This is a genomic window from Lentimicrobiaceae bacterium, assembly GCA_020636745.1.
In the GTDB taxonomy this organism is placed as follows: domain Bacteria; phylum Bacteroidota; class Bacteroidia; order Bacteroidales; family Lentimicrobiaceae; genus Lentimicrobium.
The window spans coordinates 44,804-61,906 of sequence record JACJXH010000003.1; the positions used below are offsets into that span (position 1 = coordinate 44,804).

Consider the following 17,103-nt stretch of genomic DNA (forward strand, 5'->3'; position numbering starts at 1 on the left):
ATCTTTCAGCCTAATGAATTTCATTGTTGTGTCCAACCAGTTCGAGAAAGTAATTTTCGAGCGATTTTCTGCGGATAAATATATGTGAGCATACAATTCCATTTGAAAACAGAAAGTTGTTTATAGCCGCTGCATCGCATTTGCCTTCGGTTTTTAGTTCAAGGATGTTGCCCGAAACTTTGTGCGAGATATAAGCCGGGTAAGCTTTTACAACGGTTTCAAGTAAAGGTATGTTGTCAGCGCTTAGTTCAATGATTTCCGTATTACTTAACATGTCATCAACTTTACCCGAAAAGAGTTTTCTTCCTTTTTCCAGAACGACAACATGGCTGCACACTTTCTGCACTTCATCGAGTAAATGACTGGCCAGTATAATGGTGGTTCCTTCTGCTGCAATTTTCAGTATCAGGTTTCTGATTTCGGCTATGCCGCTTGGATCAAGTCCATTGGTGGGTTCGTCAAGGATTAGTACCTCGGGGTTGCCCAGCATGGCCGAGGCAATGGCAAGTCTTTGCTTCATGCCAAATGAGTAGGTTTGGTATTTATGCTTCTTTCTGTCAGAAAGGTTGACAAGCGCCAGCACCCGATCAATGTCAGCCGGATGAACACCCCGAACCTGGGCAGTAATCCGCAAATTATCCGTCGCATTCAGGTATGGATAAAAGTTAGGGTGTTCGAGAATAGCACCTACTTTTTGGAGCGAACCGGTCGATAATGGTTGATTAAACCATTCGAAATGACCGTTTTGGGCGTTCAATATTCCCAGAACAATTCCCAGTGTAGTGGTTTTGCCGCTACCATTGGGGCCCAGCAACCCAAATACCTGTCCTTTTCCAATTTCAAGATCAAGTCCCTCAAGAGCCTTAATTTTGCCATAGCTTTTGCTAAGGTTGGTCATTCTTAATACTGTTTCTTCCAAGTTACTAGTGTTTATGCATTTTCCAAAATACCAGAGTGCAGTTATGATATGTTTAGACTCATACGACAGCTGAAAATTACAAAAAAACATGATAATGAGTCTTGATAAGGCTATTATATGTAGTTTTGTACTTTAATAAGTCAAAGTCAACAAACTGCTGTTGATAATATCAATTCATAAAAAAGAAAATAATGACGATTTCAGAAAACAAGGTGGTTTCGCTCACCTATGAACTTAAGCTTGATAATGCCAGCGGAGAAGTTGTTGATATGGCTGATGCTTCAGAACCATTGGTGTTCCTTTATGGAGCCGGCAACATGCTCCCCAAGTTCGAATCAAATCTGGCCAATCTTAAAGTGAATGATAACTTTGAGTTTACCCTGGCTTCGGCTGATGCTTATGGTGATTTTATTGAAGAAGCAATTATTGATCTTCCCATAGATATTTTTATGGTTGAAGGTAAAATTGATCCTGATATGCTTACCATTGGTAATATTATTCCGATGCAGGACAATGAAGGCCATCCGATGGACGGTGTTGTTGTTGCAGTTGAAAATGACCAGGTTAAAATGGATTTCAACCATCCAATGGCAGGAAAAACCCTTTATTTTACGGGTAAAATTCTTGATCTGCGCGATGCAACCGAAGAGGAGCTAAGCCACGGTCATGTGCATGGCCCTCACGGACATCATCACTAAGATTTTGGTAAAGTGACTATAATCAACGGCTTCAGCAGACTGAGGCCGTTTTTTTTATTTTGAAAGCAGATAAACTGTTGGCTTTTTTCCCGGATCGGGTATGTTTTTTTTCCAGAAGGCTATACTGGCAGAACGTACAGATTCGTCAGCAAGACTCAGATTGCTGGCTATGCATAACATACTTGTGTCGCTGCACGATGAAAGCAATGAGCCTATCATTTGTTTGTTGCGATAAGGTGCCTCAATAAAAATGTGCGTTTGGTTGGTACGGTACATGTCCCGTTCAAGCTCCTTAATTTTTTTTATTCTGTCTGCTTCCTTAACCGGGAGATATCCGTGAAATGTAAAGTATTGGCCATTGAATCCTGAAGCCATTAACCCCATAATGATGGACGAAGGGCCTGCAAGCGGGACGACTTTTATGCCCATTTCATGCGCCATTCTTACAGCCAGTGAACCCGGATCTGCTACTGCCGGACATCCGGCTTCTGACAACACCCCGATATCCTTCCCGTTTAGGGCTTCATCAAGCATGTGATGTAACTCTTCATGGTGCGTGTGCTCATTCAGTAAATGAAAAGTTGTTGTTTCAAAGTCCTTTTTATAACCACATTTTCTTAAAAATCGTCTGGCAGTGCGCAATTCTTCTACAATATACACATCAATATGTTGCAATAATGCCATATTGAAAGCAGGAAGTACCCTTTCAGGCTCTGAGTCGCCCATGGTAGAAGGGATTAGAAATAAAGTACCTTTTGGGTTTTTCATCTTCTTCTGAAATTAAAATGGTAATGCTGTAAGATCTACATTTCCTCCTGAGAGGATAATGCCAACCCGCTTTTGTCTGATATCTACTTTACCTTCAAGGATGGCGGCAAGTGGAACGGCTGAAGAAGGTTCAACAATTATTTTCATGCGTTCCCAAATTAATTTCATGGCTTCTGTAATAGATGATTCACTTACTGTTGTCATCTGATGAACATAGTCAAGAATAATAGGGAAAGTGATGCTGCCCAGTGAGGTGAGTAATCCGTCAGCGATGGTTGTTGGATTAACTGAAGGTATAAACGATTTTGAGTAGAACGATTTGTATGCGTCATCAGCACCCTTTGGTTCAGCCCCAACGACTGTTATTTCTTTTCCGTAATAGTGAGCGGCTAAGGCTGTGCCACTCAGCAGACCTCCACCTCCAACCGGTGCCATCAATATTTGAAGGTCGTTTATTTCTTCAATCATTTCCTTGCAAGCAGTTGCCTGACCTGCAATAATTCTCAAATCGTTGTATGGATGAATTTCAGTTGCATTGGTTTGTAATAGAATTTCACGCAGGGTATTTTCACGTGCCTGAAGAGTGGGTTCGCAAAAGGTAATCAATCCTCCGTATTCCTGTACTGCCTTGATTTTTAATTTGTTGGAATTTGAAGGCATCACAATGTGAGCCCGTGCGTTTCGGCGCTTGGCGGCCAATGCAAGTGCAGCAGCATGATTTCCTGAGGAGTGAGTTGCAACTCCATTGGCAATTTCAGCTTCGCTGAGCTGAAAAACAGCATTTGTTGCGCCTCTGGATTTAAATGCGCCTGCTTTCTGAAAGTTTTCGCATTTGAAAAATATTTGGCCGCCAAACATGTGATTGATGGCATTGCATGTGTGCAGAGGGGTTTTGTGCAGATAAGGTGCTATCCGGCCGGCTGCCTGATCAATGGTGGTTTTATCTGGTTTTATCATGGCCGTTTTTGTTTATTGATCATACTTTCAGCAATCTTTTCAGTGGCCATGTCGAGCAATTCCCATGTTTTTTCGAAATCAGAAATCTGGCCATAATATGGGTCAGGCACTGCTGCGTTTTTGCCCGGGTAGACAGCATTCATAATAAAATCCACCTTTTTTTTATCGTTTTCATTTCTGGCTTTTGAGATGACATCCATATAATTATGCCTGTCCATGACATAAATCCGATCGTAGTAATCGAAAAACGATGGTTTAAATTGAATTCCCCGGTGCTGGGTAATATCAACACCATGAGCTGAAGCCACCTGAATGCTTCTGTAATCGGGAGAATCTCCGATATGAAAACTCTCGAATCCGCAGGAATTTACCTCACCATCAATGTGAAATTTGTTAAGTTTCTGGCGCATAAGTCCTTCAGCAAGAGGGGATCTGCATATATTTCCCAGGCAAACCATTAATATTTTCATCATAAGGGTTTCGATTAACAAACAACCTCATCGCGGCATATACCGGATGAGGTTATTTTATATTGATAAATATTTTCAATCAATCAATCAGATTTTAATCTTTTTTTCAATTTCTTCTACATAGTTCCTGAAATTTTTGTCAGTTTCTATGAGGTTGTTTACAGTGCGACAGGCGTGTAATACAGTGGCATGATCTTTATTTCCGCAATGCAGGCCAATGGTGGCAAGCGATGATTTGGTGTGTTTTTTGGAAAAGAACATGGCAAGTTGTCTGGCCTGAACAATTTCACGTTTCCTGGTTTTTGAGTTGAGATGTTCCACATGAATGTTAAAGAAATCGCACACCACTTTTTGGATATAATCAATTGAAATTTCTTTTGAGGTGTTTTTTACAAACTTATCAATCATCTGGCGGGCCAGCTCAATGGTAATCGCTTTTTTGTTGAGCGAAGATTGAGCCATCAGTGAGATAAGAGCACCTTCAAGTTCCCTTACGTTTGTAGTGATGCTATATGCCAGGTATTCAATTACATCCTGTGGCATGTCGATGCCGTCCTTATAAAGCCTTTTGTTCAGGATAGCGATGCGTGTTTCTAGATCCGGGACCTGTAAATCAGCTGCCAATCCCCATTTAAAACGCGAAAGAAGCCGGGGTTCAATGCCCTTCATTTCAACAGGAGCTTTATCAGACGTAATAACGAGCTGATTTCCGTTTTGATGAAGATGGTTGAAGATGTGGAAAAATACATCCTGGGTTTTTTCTTTACCGGAAAGGAACTGAATGTCATCAATAAGCAGCACATCAATCATTTGATAAAAATGTACGAAGTCATTTTGGTTTTGATTTTTGACTGCGTCCACAAATTGTTGAATAAACTGCTCAGCGGTAACATACAATACTGTTTTATCAGGGAAATTGTTTTTCACCTGAATGCCGATAGCATGGGCGAGGTGTGTTTTTCCAAGGCCGTTAGCACTATATATAAATATAGGGTTAAAGGCCGTTTTGCCGGGGTTGGTTGCTACAGCATAACCTGCTGAACGCGCCAGGCGATTACAGTCACCTTCAATAAAGTTATCGAACGAATACGATTCATTAAGCTGAGAATGAACCTGTATTTTGCGAAGACCTGGAATCACAAAAGGGTTGGGGATCTCTTTTGAAGAGCCTTTGTTCAGGTCAATAGGCATTGAAACCGAAGGATTATTTAAAACACTTCGGTTGCTGGTAGGAACCTTTATGGTATAAGGACCTCGCTGATCGCTTGAATTTTCCATAATAATACTGTATTCCAGCCTACCAGATGGACCAAGCTCATTCTTTATAGTTTTCTTCAACAAGTTGATGTAGTGCTCCTCAAGCCATTCGTAAAAAAACTGGCTGGGGACCTGAATAGTTAATACGCTGTCGTCTAGTTTAATAGGTTTGATAGGTGAAAACCATGTCTTGTAGCTTTGATAATTAATGTTGTCCTTGATAATCTTTAGGCAATTCTCCCAAACTTCTTGATGTACTTCTCTCATTCTCCCTTACGTAAAAAGTTGTAATCAAAAAATAACTTCTGGTCTTTCCTGATTAATGAATTAATCTAAAAATGCATTCTCTCTCATTGTCAGAACTTTTAGTTTTTAATCCTTCTGATTGCATTTTTCAACAAAATTGACAGAAAAAAAGTTAAAAAAAAAATAAATTTTTCACTTGCAAAATCAGAAAAATATGCGTACAATGAAAGCCGTTGATCCAGCGACCGGCCTTGATTGATAAGAGTTATTCAGACTTGATATATATGATATTACATTTATATGTTTTTCTGAATTTCTCATTCACTTTATCGGCATCGTTTCTTCTGATTCGGTAAGTCAGACTGCATTCAAGATCAAATTGAGTGCTGATCAGTTCAAGGTTCTCATCTTTCACTATTTTCATAACATCATTCATGGCCTCGTAGCTGAACTTTAATTCATAAATCTCATTTACAGTCTTTTCCACTATTTCTGCTTGAGCCAGAGCGTCAGCAGCAGCTGATTTATATGCATTTATCAAACCACTTACGCCAAGCTTTATTCCTCCAAAGTACCGGATTACAACAATCAGAATGTTTGTAAGATCGTGCGATTGTATTTGGCCGTGAATTGGCCTTCCCGCCGTTCCCGATGGCTCTCCATCGTCATTTACTCTCCATTGCGATTTGTCAAATCCAATAACGTATGCATAACAATGATGCCGGGCGTCGTAGTATTCTTTCCTTAATTGTTCGAGTATCGATTTAACTTCTGTGTCATTTTTAACTGGTGTAGCTATTGCAATAAACTTGCTTCCCTTCTCTTTATAAAGTCCGGTCGACCGAGCAGCAATAGTACGGTAGGTGTCATCAAATAACATAATAAAATTAAATGGTTTATTAGCTAATTAGTAGTGTTTTGTAGCAGAATGGTCATCTCATTATACATTTTTCAAACTTAATAAAAACATGGTGAAATCCGGCTTTTTTGTGTTTTTATTTTTGAATTTTTACAGATTCCAAATAGTGATTGAATTTTAAATCTCTGGTCGTTTGATAATCAACATTTTCCAGATTTTTGTTTTGCATATGGGTAGTTAATGTATTGCAAGTTAAATCTCTAAAGTAATAAACAATGTGTTCATAACATTTATAGTAAACTGCATTTTGCTTTTATAAGGGTGTTAATTTTGCGCTCACTATTTTTAAAATATGTCACATACCTATACTGGCGAACTTGCCGCTTTATTAACAGCTGTATTCTGGACTATTACAGCTATTGCCTTTGAATCTGCCAGTAAGAAAATTGGCTCACTGGCTGTTAATATCCTCAGGTTATTTCTTGCATTCATTTTTTTGGGAATCTTCGGTTTTTTTTCAACCGGGTTTTTCTTTCCTGCGCATGCCAGTTATCATAATTGGGTTTGGCTTTCTGTTTCAGGATTGGTAGGATTTGTAATTGGTGATTTGTTCTTATTTCAGTCATATGTTGTTGTGGGAGCCAGAATTTCTATGCTCATTATGGCTTTGGCACCTCCCATTGCTGCTGTTACAGGATGGCTGATGCTTGGTGAAAAGATGAATTTTCAATCATTAGCCGGAATGGTGATAACTTTTGCAGGAATCAGCCTGACGATCCTTTCCCGTAAAGAAAAAAATCCTGAATCTTCATCAGGCAACCGCTTAAATATCAGGTTTAAGTATCCCGTCAAAGGATTGCTTCTAGCTTTTGGTGGTGCGGCCGGACAGGGTGTAGGGCTGGTGCTTAGTAAATATGGAATGCAGGATTATGATGTTTTTGCTGCAAGCCAGATAAGGGTAATAACTGGTGTGCTGGGATTTGCTTTAGTTATTACTATTTACGGTGCCTGGTTCAGGGTGAAAGATGCCTTTTCGAACCTGCCGGCAATGAAAAACCTTTCAATTGGCGCCTTCTTCGGCCCATTTTTAGGCGTTTCGTTCTCTTTAATGGCTGTCAAATTCACCTCCTCAGGCATTGCGTCAACCATCATGTCAATTGTTCCTGTAATGATTATTGCTCCATCAGTTTTTATTCTGAAAGAGAAGGTCAGTTTAAGGGAAATTATAGGCGCTGTTATCGCTGTGGTGGGTGTTTCCCTGTTTTTTATTTAATTGGTTTGTTTAACCCGGCTCACCTGGCAGGCATTGCCGGTTAAGCTAATGCTTTTTCCAGCTGTTGCGCAGATGCCCGGAAATTTTGCTGTAATCCGTTTCACTTAATCTATGACGCCCGTTGTTATCAGGTGCTTCAAATTGCTGCTGTCTGAGTTTTTGGTACCACTCTTCTCCTTCTTTTAAATCTGATGGTTTTCGGGGAATTATGTGCAAATGAAGATGTTTGACACTTTGTCCTGCTTCTTCGCCTTCCTGTAAAGACCAATCCCACGCATCAGCTTCATAAATCTCACATAAAAATGCCGTAACTTTTCTGGCAAAGGAGAAAAAGGATGAAATTTCATCCTCGGTCATTTCAAAAAGGCTTTCGTAGTGTTTAACGGGGATGATCAGGCTGTGACCCTCAAGAATAGGAGAAATGTTATACACGGCAATGTTACCGTCAAGTTCGGCAAATGCTTTATGAGCTATGGTAAGATGGCAAAAGGGGCAGTTGTTCATTTTTAAGATTTAGTAAAAGTGAGTGTTAACCATAGGTTCGCGTAACATTCTATAAGTTATGTCACTATAACCTTTGCATTGTTGTTCGAAACTGCAGTGCTTGTGGTCAGAAACTGAAATTATTGATTCAAATGAGCATGGATGTTTAGCGCAGTGTTTGTCATGGCAAAGGGTGGTTTCGTCGCAGCACGAGCGTCCTAAAGTCCAGAAATAATCGTTCATTTGCCATTTTGCTGTTCCTGAAGCTGTTGAAATAAGATTTATAGCTTCAATACAAGCTTGTCTTACAGGAGCATCGGTTGGAAGTGGCTCTCTGTTTTGCAGTGATTTTTTCAATGATTCAGATAATACTTCCACACAGCCCAGTCTTAAAAGTACCCGTTGCATATGGTAATCCATTATAGGAATGTAATGGTGGTTGTCGCGAATCGAGAACAGACCGGCATCCATTAGCAATTTAGCAAGAAATGAAGATTTTTTACGCATCGGGTCGCTAAACGTATCGTACTTTGACAGTATTTCATAATATCCCTTTCCGTTATTTATAAGGAAGCTGTCGGTTTGTTGCAGCAGCTTGATGAAACTGCCATCAGCTTCATTAAGAACCAGAGTACTGGTGTCTTTCATTAAAATGCTTCGTTCCCCGAGCCTGTCAAGTGTACTTTGCTCTGCTAAACCATTGTCGCTGAAAGCAACAGCTAATGCATTTTTTATTGTTGATAAATCTGCGTGAATAATAGCTTTAGGGTCAAGCAACCAGGAGTTGATTTCTGCAAGTTTCAGAAATGAATCTTCAATATACTCCCATCCAAACAATTGCAAGGTTTCACTTTTAAGCGCACGTGTTTGATGACAAATAGCCACTGCATAAAAAAGCATGGCAGCTTTAGTTTCATCTGGCATGGTTTTTTTTAGAAACGGCCTGCATAAAAACTGCGCTCTAACCGGCAATCCTTTTAACCTTAAACCAACTTTTAAACATTGTTCTGCATTCGTTTTTACATTCATTGATTGCTTATGCTAATTAATTAACCAGTAATAAGTTAAGGTGTGTTATTCGAAAATTATTTCCATTTCAACACGGCGGTTTTTTTGTCGTCCTGCAGCTGTTTTATTATCGGCCACCGGTTTTTCCTGCCCAAACCATTCAGTTTTGATTCTGAATTCCTTTACCCCCGATTTAATTAGATAGTCTTTTACAGCCTGGGTTCTGTTTTTGGAAAGCTCCATGTTTTTATCAGGATTTCCGGTATTGTCGGTATGACCTGAAAGTTTGACTTTCCACATTTCTTTTTTAATCAGGAGAGAAGCCAGCTCGTCAAGTGAAGGGTAGGAAACTGCTTTGATGACAGATTTGCCTGATTCAAATTCAAGATTTGAGAAGGCACGGTTAAGGATTTCTGTTTCTTCTTTCAGAATTGGAGGACAGCCTTTATTTTCGGCAACACCGGGTGTGTTGGGGCAAAGGTCTGATTTGTCGGGGATTCCGTCATTATCAGTGTCAGGGCATCCATTAAACTTAGCCGGTCCGGGCTGAGCGGGACATTCGTCTTTGTCGTCGGCAATACCGTCATTGTCGCTATCGGCAAACGGACAACCTTTAAATTCAGGTTTTCCGGCTAAATCAGGGCAAAGATCATCTTTATCTGCAATTCCATCATTATCGCGGTCGGGACAACCCTGGAGTTCAGCCGGGCCGGCTTGCTCAGGGCAGGCATCATCAAAATCAACAATGCCATCTTTATCTGTGTCAGGACACCCATCGTTTTCTATCAATCCGTAATGATCAGGACATTTGTCATTTTTGTCAGCAATGCCATCCATGTCCCTGTCAGGGCAGCCAAAAAGTGTAGCTAATCCTTTATCGTATGGGCATAAATCATCCTGATCTGCAATTCCGTCGCCATCGGTATCCGGACACCCATTGAGTTCCCACAATCCGGCTATTTCAGGGCATTTATCATCTTTATCAGATATGCCATCCTGATCCATGTCCTTATCTATGTTTCTGAATACAGGTATCTTAATGGCCATGTAAACATCGGTGCCATATGATTTTTTGCTGAAGACGTTGGAAAATATGCTGTTAGAGCCAATCCAGACAGGCCCCAGGCGAAATCCTATTCCTGAGTTGATTCTGTTGAACTGATCAAATTGCAAGGGTAAAGCAACGCCAAACCACTTAAGATCATATCGGGGAGTAAAGCTGTAATTGGTAAAATAGTGCGTTTTAGTGGTCATGTTGGTTCCTTTTCTTAATGCAAGATATGGACTGAAATTAAGGTAAAAACCATCAATAACCTGGTAGTCAATTTGTAAGCTTAAGGCAGTTGGAAGACCCATCAAAAAAGTTTGTTCTGCATTGTCATCAAAATGGAAGCGATTTCTTAAAGTGTCATTTAAATCCTGAACGGAGTTAATCTGGATATCACCAACATTCCAGTCGCGTACATCAGCAATAAAATCCTGACTATAATATCCTTTCTTATAATTAATTCGGCCAAAATCAAGAAGTGACAAGCCCACTCTTAATTTATATTTCTCTTTGTCAGGCCTCAGTAAATCTTCACGGCCATTTTTCTGGTATTTGAAATTATCAATATCTGGGCGGTATTCATATACAAACCCAATATCAAATCCTACGCCGGGATCAGAAACCACATTGAAAGGTTTTATGCCATCTTCTTCAAAATTGCTTGATAATCCGTAATTTATTTTTGATTGGAAGAGCGAAATGGTATCAGAACCATCAAAACGGTAGTTTAATTCACGAATAAATGCGTAACCTGATGCAATGCCCTGCAGGTATTTAATGGTAGCACCACCTTTTAAAAAGTGTTTCTGTTTGTTTAACAGGATAGTGGCAAACGATACTCCTATTTCAGACCAGGTGTTAGTTTGAAAGCTGAAATTAGCATTGGTAAGTGTTCTGTATAAAAGTGGTTCATAATCAAAGTCTTCGGCCACAAGCCTGGCAAAGTCTTGCGTAATATTGTCAACATTTGTAATGGATCTTATCCTTGAAGAAAAGGCAATGGCGCTGTTTTCTGAGATATTTATCATGAATGAAGGCAATACTGCTCCAAAATGAAAAATGCCGGTTTTGTCTTTATTGTCAAGGTTTTCAACAAGGTAGTTGTCGCCGAAATTTTTGTCACTCCAGTTGCCAGTTTTAAATACAGCTTCTCTTTTAAGTGCAATGTAATTGTTGTTAAATGAGGTATTAAGTCCGAGTAATGTCATATCGAACCGGTAACGGCTGTCGGCGATGGAAGCAGGCTGAATGGAAAGTGCACTGACACCAGCGTAAGTGCTCTGCGAGAATGGGGTGATGTCTTGTGCCAAAGCTATTTTCGTTAACAATAATAGAACGCTAACAGCAATCATTGTTGATTTCAGATATCTTTCCATGGCTTTTTTCTTAGTTTAACTTCTATTCAAATATAATGTTAAAAACTTGAAATTGTTACGGCCCTGCTGTATAGTTTTAACCAATATTTTCACTAATAGGCTATCAGCAAAATGGCTATAATAGCTGTAATTATGCCCAGCCAGTTTTTAAGGCTAAGCTTCTCGTGAAATATAAAATAGCCGGTAACTGCAGAAAGTGATACAACGCTGATGTTTAAAAGAGGAATAAAAACCGAAATTTCCATTACTTCCAGACCTTTCAGCAGATAAAATATTGAATACCAGTTAATCAATCCTAAAAAAATGCCGGCCAAAACGGATTTCAGCTTTATTTTTTGATTTAAGCGAAAGGCCCTGTAAATGAGCACCGGAGTGCCTATTGCAAAAGCCCATAAAAAGGATGTTGCGGCATAAGCAGTTTGCGCTGTATCATGCCCAGGCTCAATAAAGTAGAATTGGGTAACTTTTAATGCCAAATCATTCATTCCCATAAATATAAATACCATAAAAGGCAATAAAAGGACTTTAAATTCTGGTTTATCAACGTTCTCTTTGCTCAAAGTGAAATAGAAAGCAACTATTGCCAATGCAATTCCCGCAATTTTGGGCAGATGTGCTGTGTCATTAAAGAGTAAAATGCCCGATAAGACTGAAATAATAACTGCCATTCTGCTGCTGATGGCTGTAATCGCAATCCCTGCTTTCTGAGCTGAAAGTGAAAATGCCACAAAGCCAATGATTAAAACTATTCCGGTTAAAGCTGACATGACAAACCAGCTGGCATTTAAAACTGAACCAACAGAGAGGTCAAAATGAATGTAATTGTATCCAAATATTGCTCCGATGATATAATTCACAGTAATCGCAGTGAAATTATCAATACCGTATTTTTCAAATATCTTAAATGTGATAAGAATTGAGGTGGAAGCCGCAATTGCCAGTAGCAGGTAAATCATCAGGAATTTTTTGGCAAAAATAGAACTTTCATTACAGCTTTCAAGTAAGGTTTTCGGCTATTTGCGGATACTTAAAAAAATGGGTAATCCTCTTGCAGTTTCATCTGATTTGCGGTGAATATTCACCGAATCAATGCTTTGTTGTTGTTGAGTTCCATCGTTGAACATGCAAATGATGCTTGTTTCACATTTGTATGCCTGATTCAATAAATCGAAAATACTTGGCTTGTCATGGATAAGTTTTCCGACTGAATAAAAATCTCTTAAATATATCGGGACCTCACTGAATAATAAAGTTGAAAACTGAGGCCATTTTGTTTCTGTAAGTTTGATAAACTCTGATATTTTAACTGATAACCCACAAATAATATGTGCATGGTCTTCAATTAAAAAATTACATTCATTGATGGTGCTCAGGTTGATTTTATTTGTCTGGTCTGTATCGATGCCGGAAACCTGGTCAATACAATCAAAAAGTATGGTTGTGTTCTTGTTTAGTGAATAAGTTTTCAGGACTTCGTCGAGGCTGACGGATGTGTCAGCGTGTTGGGCAATGTTCTGTTTTTCAGCTTCTATGAGAAACCATGGGTCAGACTCGCCCTTATTAACTCTTGCTAAAAATGCGAGGCTGGCCAGTTTTTCAGCTCTTGAATCTGATGTTCCTGTTTCTGAAAAGTAATTGGTAATCAATGTAGTAGAGAAGGGTAGAGGGTTAAGGTAAAAATAGCTCAGCAGAACTATCTCAGTTGATGAAGGCTCTTGAAATTGATTATCCTGAAAAGCCCCGAGCAACGGTGCAAACGAATTATCAAAATAGAAACATTGTTTCAATACTTCAAAATCAACAATGGTTTTAAAATTAAAACAGGACTCGGGCATGATAGAGGTATTGGCCAGAAGAACAGTGTTTTGCCCTGCTTCAGTTCCAATTATCAGCGCGAGACCTGGGGTGTTGTTCTGCTTTAAATAACTGGCATAGAATTCTTTCCAGTCGCCGGGCGCTATGATATTGTTTCCATTGGGTGTTATCAATGTAATCATGTATTCTATTCTTTAAATGATTCTAAACATGGCCGAATAGGAGCAAAGGTAAGCGGTAACTTTTAAAATTTGGCCAAAACCAACAAACGAATAAAAAATACAATACTTATCTTCGCATTTTCAAAAATACATATGACGTATCAGGAGCTTGAAAAGCTGCTTGTTGAATCAATCATTGATTTATACGGGCTCAACGAATCAAAAGCGATTCAACGTTTTCTTTTTGACTATTTAGGCGGGATAGATGCTGCAAAATATTTGCTAATCAGGAGTGATGAGGCTGATGCAGCATTTGAATTAAGCATACTTGCATCAATTCCCAGGTTGCTGGATTCTGTACCTGTTCAATATATTGCTGGTAAAACCTGGTTTTGCGGATTAAATATTCAGGTTGAACCTGGCGTTTTAATCCCCAGGCCTGAAACAGAAGAGATGGTGAATAAAATCATTGAGAATCATCAGAAGGAGAGAGGTTTACGAGTTCTTGATATCGGGACAGGAAGCGGAGCTATTGCATTAAGCTTATGCCATTTTTTAAATGATGCCGGGGTTTATGCTTTGGATGTTAGTAAACAGGCTCTTGAGATAGCCAGGAAGAATGCCCGGGAATTAAAGCTGGACGTTCATTTTATGGAAATTGATATCCTCAACAGGCAGCAAACCCAAAACCTTCCTGTGTATGATATTATCGTCAGTAATCCACCTTATGTTAAAGATTCTGAGCGTTTATTGATGCATAAAAATGTTTTAGATTATGAGCCGGAAACGGCATTATTTGTTCCGGACAGTAATCCGCTGATTTTCTACAAAGCGATTGCTTCCTTTGCTTACAGCCATCTTCAGTCTGAAGGTGAGTTGTGGTTTGAATTTAATGAAGCAGAGTCTGAAAATCTTAGACAACAATTGACAGCTGATGGTTTTAGCAACATTACCATTTTTAAGGATATTCATGATAAACCCAGATATCTAAGTTGTAAAAAGCCTGAATTTTCAGATAACACATAATTATTTGCAGCACTGTTATTTAGTTGAGGCAGATTACATTTATCATATTTGCAGATTAACATAACAGGATAACACTTCACTGTTTTTTCTTTACGATAAATGACGAACTTTGCGCTCTGATTTTACGAACATTTTTGTCAATCAGGTGTTTACCCAAAAACTATTCATACTTCAAGTATCATGAGACGACTTCTTTTAATAGGCTTTTTCATTTCAACCATGCTATCAACTGGCTTTTCGCAGTCTGCTTCCTTTATCTATAAAGTAAAGTTGACTGATAAAGGAAATTCAGTTTATACTACCTCAAAACCTTCTGATTTTTTATCTGCTAAATCTATCGAAAGACGGTTGCTGCAGCAAATACCTGTAAATGAGTCAGATCTTCCGGTAAATCCTGGTTATATCAAATCAATTGAAGCCAGTGGTGCAAAAGTTATTTATTCATCAAAGTGGCTTAATTTGCTGATTATTAGTGTGGATAATCGTCTGATTGCTGATGCAATTGCGGATAAACCTTTTGTCAGGAATATTATTCCGGCTGATTATCTTATCAAGCAAAACAGAGTTAGTAGCAAAAAGCCATTTTTCGATATTGAACGTTTGGATAAACATGTTTTACGCTCAGGTTCAAAACGCACCAGGAGCTCTAAAGAATTAAACTATGGAGCTTCGCTGAATCAGGCACAGATGATTAAGGTCGATCAATTACACGAACAGGGCTTTTTAGGAAACGGAATGACCATTGCTGTGATTGATGCCGGATTCAATAGTGCCAATGTACTGGCTGCTTTTGATAGTCTTTTTACCAATGGTCAGATTCTTGGTACCCGCGATTTTGTACAACCTGGTAATGATGTTTATAATACATCTATCAGTACCCACGGAATGATGGTATTATCAACCATGGGCGGATATCTTCCCGGCCAACTTATTGGTACAGCGCCTAAGGCATCTTACTATCTTTTAAGGTCGGAAGACGCAGGTTCTGAATACCTTATGGAAGAGTATTACTGGGTTAATGCAGCTGAATATGCTGATTCAGTGGGAGTTGATATCATTAATTCTTCACTGGGGTATACTGAATTTGATAATCCTGATGAGAATCATGTTTACGGTGATATGGACGGAAATACGGCAGTTGTTACCATAGGTGCTGATATGGCTGCATCTAAAGGTATTCTGGTGGTTAACAGTGCGGGAAATTCAGGAAACGACCCCTGGCTTTATATTGGAGCGCCGGCTGATGGTGACAGCGTTTTTACAATTGGAGCTGTGAACCCTGACGGTCAATATGCATTCTTCAGTTCTATTGGCCCAACGGCCGATGGGCGCATTAAACCTGATGTATCGGCCCAGGGGGTTAGCACAATCGTAGCAACAATCCCTTCAGGTGTAGGAGGTGGTAATGGAACATCATTTTCATCACCGGTGATGGCTGGTGCTGCTGCTTGCTTATGGCAGGCTAACCCGTCTTTTTCTAACATTGAATTGATGAATGCAATTAAAATGAGTGGTTCACAGTCTTCAAACCCCGATAATTATAAAGGTTGGGGTATCCCTGATTTGATGCTGGCAGGAAATCTCCTTACTTCTTCCCAGATTCAGCAGGAGGAATCCTTTTCGAAGTTGACTGTTTTTCCTATTCCCTTTACTGACCATCTTAGCGTTGAAGTCGTCTCTTCAAGCAAACTTATAGCTGATATAAAAATTATCAGCACTATCGGAGAAACCGTTGCTGAATTAATCGGTGTTGAATTAAACAAAGGAAAGAACATGATTGGATTTAATCAGCTCGACAAATTGAGAAATGGTCTTTATATGCTTCAAATTTCTGACGGTTATTTTGTCATCACAGAAAAAGTGGTGAAATAACCATCCGCATTTTTTCTGAGTAAAATTTTATATCCGGTCTTTGGCCGGATTTTTTATTGACTTTCAGTAATTTAGTGCATGTTTAGCGGAGTTATATCCCTGAATGTTTTCAATTTTTGGCAATGTATTGGAAAGTGTGCAGCAATATTTACTGCTGAATGGGATATGCTCATAGAAGTATTTGCAGATTTATTGTTGGCCTGAAGTTTAAAATTTTTTGCGGAGGTTTGAATGGAAGATAGGATAGGGGCTCTGTTTTTCATTGGCCGAATCCCCAAAAATTATAATTATCATTACCCCCAAAAGGAGAATGGAACAACTGCTCCAATTTATTTGATTTTCTATATTCCGGTTTGTAAAGAGTGCCATGAGACATTCATTCTTGAATATTCAGAAGATGTTTAATATCCAATAAGTGTGTGCATCATTAAATGTTTACCGATGTAAATTGGTAATTATCGATCCATGCAATAAATATAAGTATACAAATGTAACCTAAATAGTGGATGATATTAAATATCAGTATTTAACGAATAATGTACTATATTGAGTGATTAAATACTCATCATTTAGTAGATAGCTTACTGATGGTGTAAATACAATATTTAGTATATTATTTCAATTGTATACAAATGTGTACTTGTTTTAGACTTTTTATACGGTTTTTGCCAATGAAGTATTATAAACCAGCCTTACAATAAAGACAAAATATAGGTATTGATATGACATAATAAGTTATAATAGAGCGCAATATTACAGCTATATAAAGTAATAGATTAAAATATAAAAGTGATTAACAACTCTAAAATTGGCAATTTTTAAGTTCAATTAATTAAAACTATCCATTGTTTCGAGGGAATTTAGCAC

At 38.8% G+C, this 17,103-nt stretch carries 15 protein-coding genes; 4 read left to right on the top strand and 11 right to left on the bottom strand.

The window, feature by feature from the left end:
* Positions 1–10: 10 nt before the first annotated feature.
* Positions 11–1,009, bottom strand: coding sequence for an ATP-binding cassette domain-containing protein (locus H6541_05590; protein MCB9015250.1), 999 nt, complete (start codon positions 1,007–1,009; stop codon positions 11–13).
* Between the two features lie 101 nt (positions 1,010–1,110).
* Between H6541_05590 and H6541_05595 the strand changes: the two genes are divergently transcribed.
* Complete coding sequence (locus H6541_05595) at positions 1,111–1,617, top strand: FKBP-type peptidyl-prolyl cis-trans isomerase (GenBank protein ID MCB9015251.1); 507 nt, start codon at positions 1,111–1,113, stop codon at positions 1,615–1,617.
* A gap of 54 nt (positions 1,618–1,671) precedes the next feature.
* Here the strand turns inward: H6541_05595 and H6541_05600 are convergent, their stop codons facing one another.
* The 5 genes from H6541_05600 to H6541_05620 form a co-directional block, all read right to left on the bottom strand.
* On the bottom strand, positions 1,672–2,385 hold the full coding sequence (locus tag H6541_05600) for an SAM-dependent methyltransferase (protein MCB9015252.1): 714 nt from the start codon (positions 2,383–2,385) through the stop codon (positions 1,672–1,674).
* Positions 2,386–2,397: 12 nt separating this feature from the next.
* The gene (locus tag H6541_05605) at positions 2,398–3,342 is read right to left on the bottom strand and encodes a pyridoxal-phosphate dependent enzyme (protein ID MCB9015253.1); all 945 of its coding nucleotides are present in this window, start codon (positions 3,340–3,342) and stop codon (positions 2,398–2,400) included.
* Positions 3,339–3,815, bottom strand: a complete 477-nt coding sequence (locus tag H6541_05610) for a low molecular weight phosphotyrosine protein phosphatase (GenBank protein MCB9015254.1) — start codon at positions 3,813–3,815, stop codon at positions 3,339–3,341. The genes H6541_05605 and H6541_05610 overlap by 4 nt, the downstream gene beginning before the upstream one ends.
* Positions 3,816–3,899: 84 nt before the next feature.
* Positions 3,900–5,336, bottom strand: a complete 1,437-nt coding sequence (dnaA, locus tag H6541_05615; GenBank protein ID MCB9015255.1) for a chromosomal replication initiator protein DnaA — start codon at positions 5,334–5,336, stop codon at positions 3,900–3,902.
* Between the two features lie 244 nt (positions 5,337–5,580).
* Positions 5,581–6,195, bottom strand: a complete 615-nt coding sequence (locus tag H6541_05620) for a YigZ family protein (GenBank protein ID MCB9015256.1) — start codon at positions 6,193–6,195, stop codon at positions 5,581–5,583.
* A 331-nt stretch (positions 6,196–6,526) separates the two neighbouring features.
* On the opposite strand from H6541_05620, the gene H6541_05625 reads away from it, so the two are divergent.
* Positions 6,527–7,447, top strand: a complete 921-nt coding sequence (locus H6541_05625) for a DMT family transporter (protein ID MCB9015257.1) — start codon at positions 6,527–6,529, stop codon at positions 7,445–7,447.
* A 45-nt stretch (positions 7,448–7,492) separates the two neighbouring features.
* Here H6541_05625 and H6541_05630 read toward each other — a convergent pair whose 3' ends face one another.
* The 5 genes from H6541_05630 to H6541_05650 all read right to left on the bottom strand — a co-directional run bounded on the left by H6541_05630 (position 7,493) and on the right by H6541_05650 (position 13,359).
* Complete coding sequence (locus H6541_05630; GenBank protein MCB9015258.1) at positions 7,493–7,951, bottom strand: HIT family protein; 459 nt, start codon at positions 7,949–7,951, stop codon at positions 7,493–7,495.
* A gap of 9 nt (positions 7,952–7,960) precedes the next feature.
* A complete protein-coding gene (locus H6541_05635; protein ID MCB9015259.1) occupies positions 7,961–8,854 on the bottom strand; it encodes a hypothetical protein in 894 nt (297 codons plus the stop codon).
* Between the two features lie 150 nt (positions 8,855–9,004).
* Positions 9,005–11,362, bottom strand: a complete 2,358-nt coding sequence (locus H6541_05640; protein MCB9015260.1) for an OmpA family protein — start codon at positions 11,360–11,362, stop codon at positions 9,005–9,007.
* A 92-nt stretch (positions 11,363–11,454) separates the two neighbouring features.
* A complete protein-coding gene (locus H6541_05645; protein MCB9015261.1) occupies positions 11,455–12,318 on the bottom strand; it encodes an EamA family transporter in 864 nt (287 codons plus the stop codon).
* 57 nt (positions 12,319–12,375) lie between these two features.
* Positions 12,376–13,359, bottom strand: coding sequence for a hypothetical protein (locus H6541_05650; GenBank protein MCB9015262.1), 984 nt, complete (start codon positions 13,357–13,359; stop codon positions 12,376–12,378).
* A 132-nt stretch (positions 13,360–13,491) separates the two neighbouring features.
* Between H6541_05650 and prmC the strand changes: the two genes are divergently transcribed.
* Together prmC and H6541_05660 are read left to right on the top strand one after the other, a co-directional pair.
* A complete protein-coding gene (gene prmC / locus H6541_05655) occupies positions 13,492–14,364 on the top strand; it encodes a peptide chain release factor N(5)-glutamine methyltransferase (protein ID MCB9015263.1) in 873 nt (290 codons plus the stop codon).
* A 180-nt stretch (positions 14,365–14,544) separates the two neighbouring features.
* Positions 14,545–16,236 carry a S8 family serine peptidase gene (locus H6541_05660; protein MCB9015264.1) on the top strand — a complete coding sequence of 564 codons (1,692 nt, stop codon included), beginning with the start codon at positions 14,545–14,547 and terminating at the stop codon, positions 16,234–16,236.
* Positions 16,237–17,103 lie beyond the last annotated feature (867 nt).

Excerpts from the sequence above, each read along its gene's own strand:
- H6541_05590 (MCB9015250.1), bottom strand. The coding sequence starts at position 1,009 with ATGTTTTTTTGTAATTTTCAGCTGTCGTATGAGTCTAAACATATCATA.
- H6541_05595 (MCB9015251.1), top strand. The coding sequence starts at position 1,111 with ATGACGATTTCAGAAAACAAGGTGGTTTCGCTCACCTATGAACTTAAG.
- H6541_05600 (MCB9015252.1), bottom strand. The coding sequence starts at position 2,385 with ATGAAAAACCCAAAAGGTACTTTATTTCTAATCCCTTCTACCATGGGC.
- H6541_05605 (MCB9015253.1), bottom strand. The coding sequence starts at position 3,342 with ATGATAAAACCAGATAAAACCACCATTGATCAGGCAGCCGGCCGGATA.
- H6541_05610 (MCB9015254.1), bottom strand. The coding sequence starts at position 3,815 with ATGATGAAAATATTAATGGTTTGCCTGGGAAATATATGCAGATCCCCT.
- dnaA (MCB9015255.1), bottom strand. The coding sequence starts at position 5,336 with ATGAGAGAAGTACATCAAGAAGTTTGGGAGAATTGCCTAAAGATTATC.
- H6541_05620 (MCB9015256.1), bottom strand. The coding sequence starts at position 6,195 with ATGTTATTTGATGACACCTACCGTACTATTGCTGCTCGGTCGACCGGA.
- H6541_05625 (MCB9015257.1), top strand. The coding sequence starts at position 6,527 with ATGTCACATACCTATACTGGCGAACTTGCCGCTTTATTAACAGCTGTA.
- H6541_05630 (MCB9015258.1), bottom strand. The coding sequence starts at position 7,951 with ATGAACAACTGCCCCTTTTGCCATCTTACCATAGCTCATAAAGCATTT.
- H6541_05635 (MCB9015259.1), bottom strand. The coding sequence starts at position 8,854 with ATGCCAGATGAAACTAAAGCTGCCATGCTTTTTTATGCAGTGGCTATT.
- H6541_05640 (MCB9015260.1), bottom strand. The coding sequence starts at position 11,362 with ATGGAAAGATATCTGAAATCAACAATGATTGCTGTTAGCGTTCTATTA.
- H6541_05645 (MCB9015261.1), bottom strand. The coding sequence starts at position 12,318 with ATGATTTACCTGCTACTGGCAATTGCGGCTTCCACCTCAATTCTTATC.
- H6541_05650 (MCB9015262.1), bottom strand. The coding sequence starts at position 13,359 with ATGATTACATTGATAACACCCAATGGAAACAATATCATAGCGCCCGGC.
- prmC (MCB9015263.1), top strand. The coding sequence starts at position 13,492 with ATGACGTATCAGGAGCTTGAAAAGCTGCTTGTTGAATCAATCATTGAT.
- H6541_05660 (MCB9015264.1), top strand. The coding sequence starts at position 14,545 with ATGAGACGACTTCTTTTAATAGGCTTTTTCATTTCAACCATGCTATCA.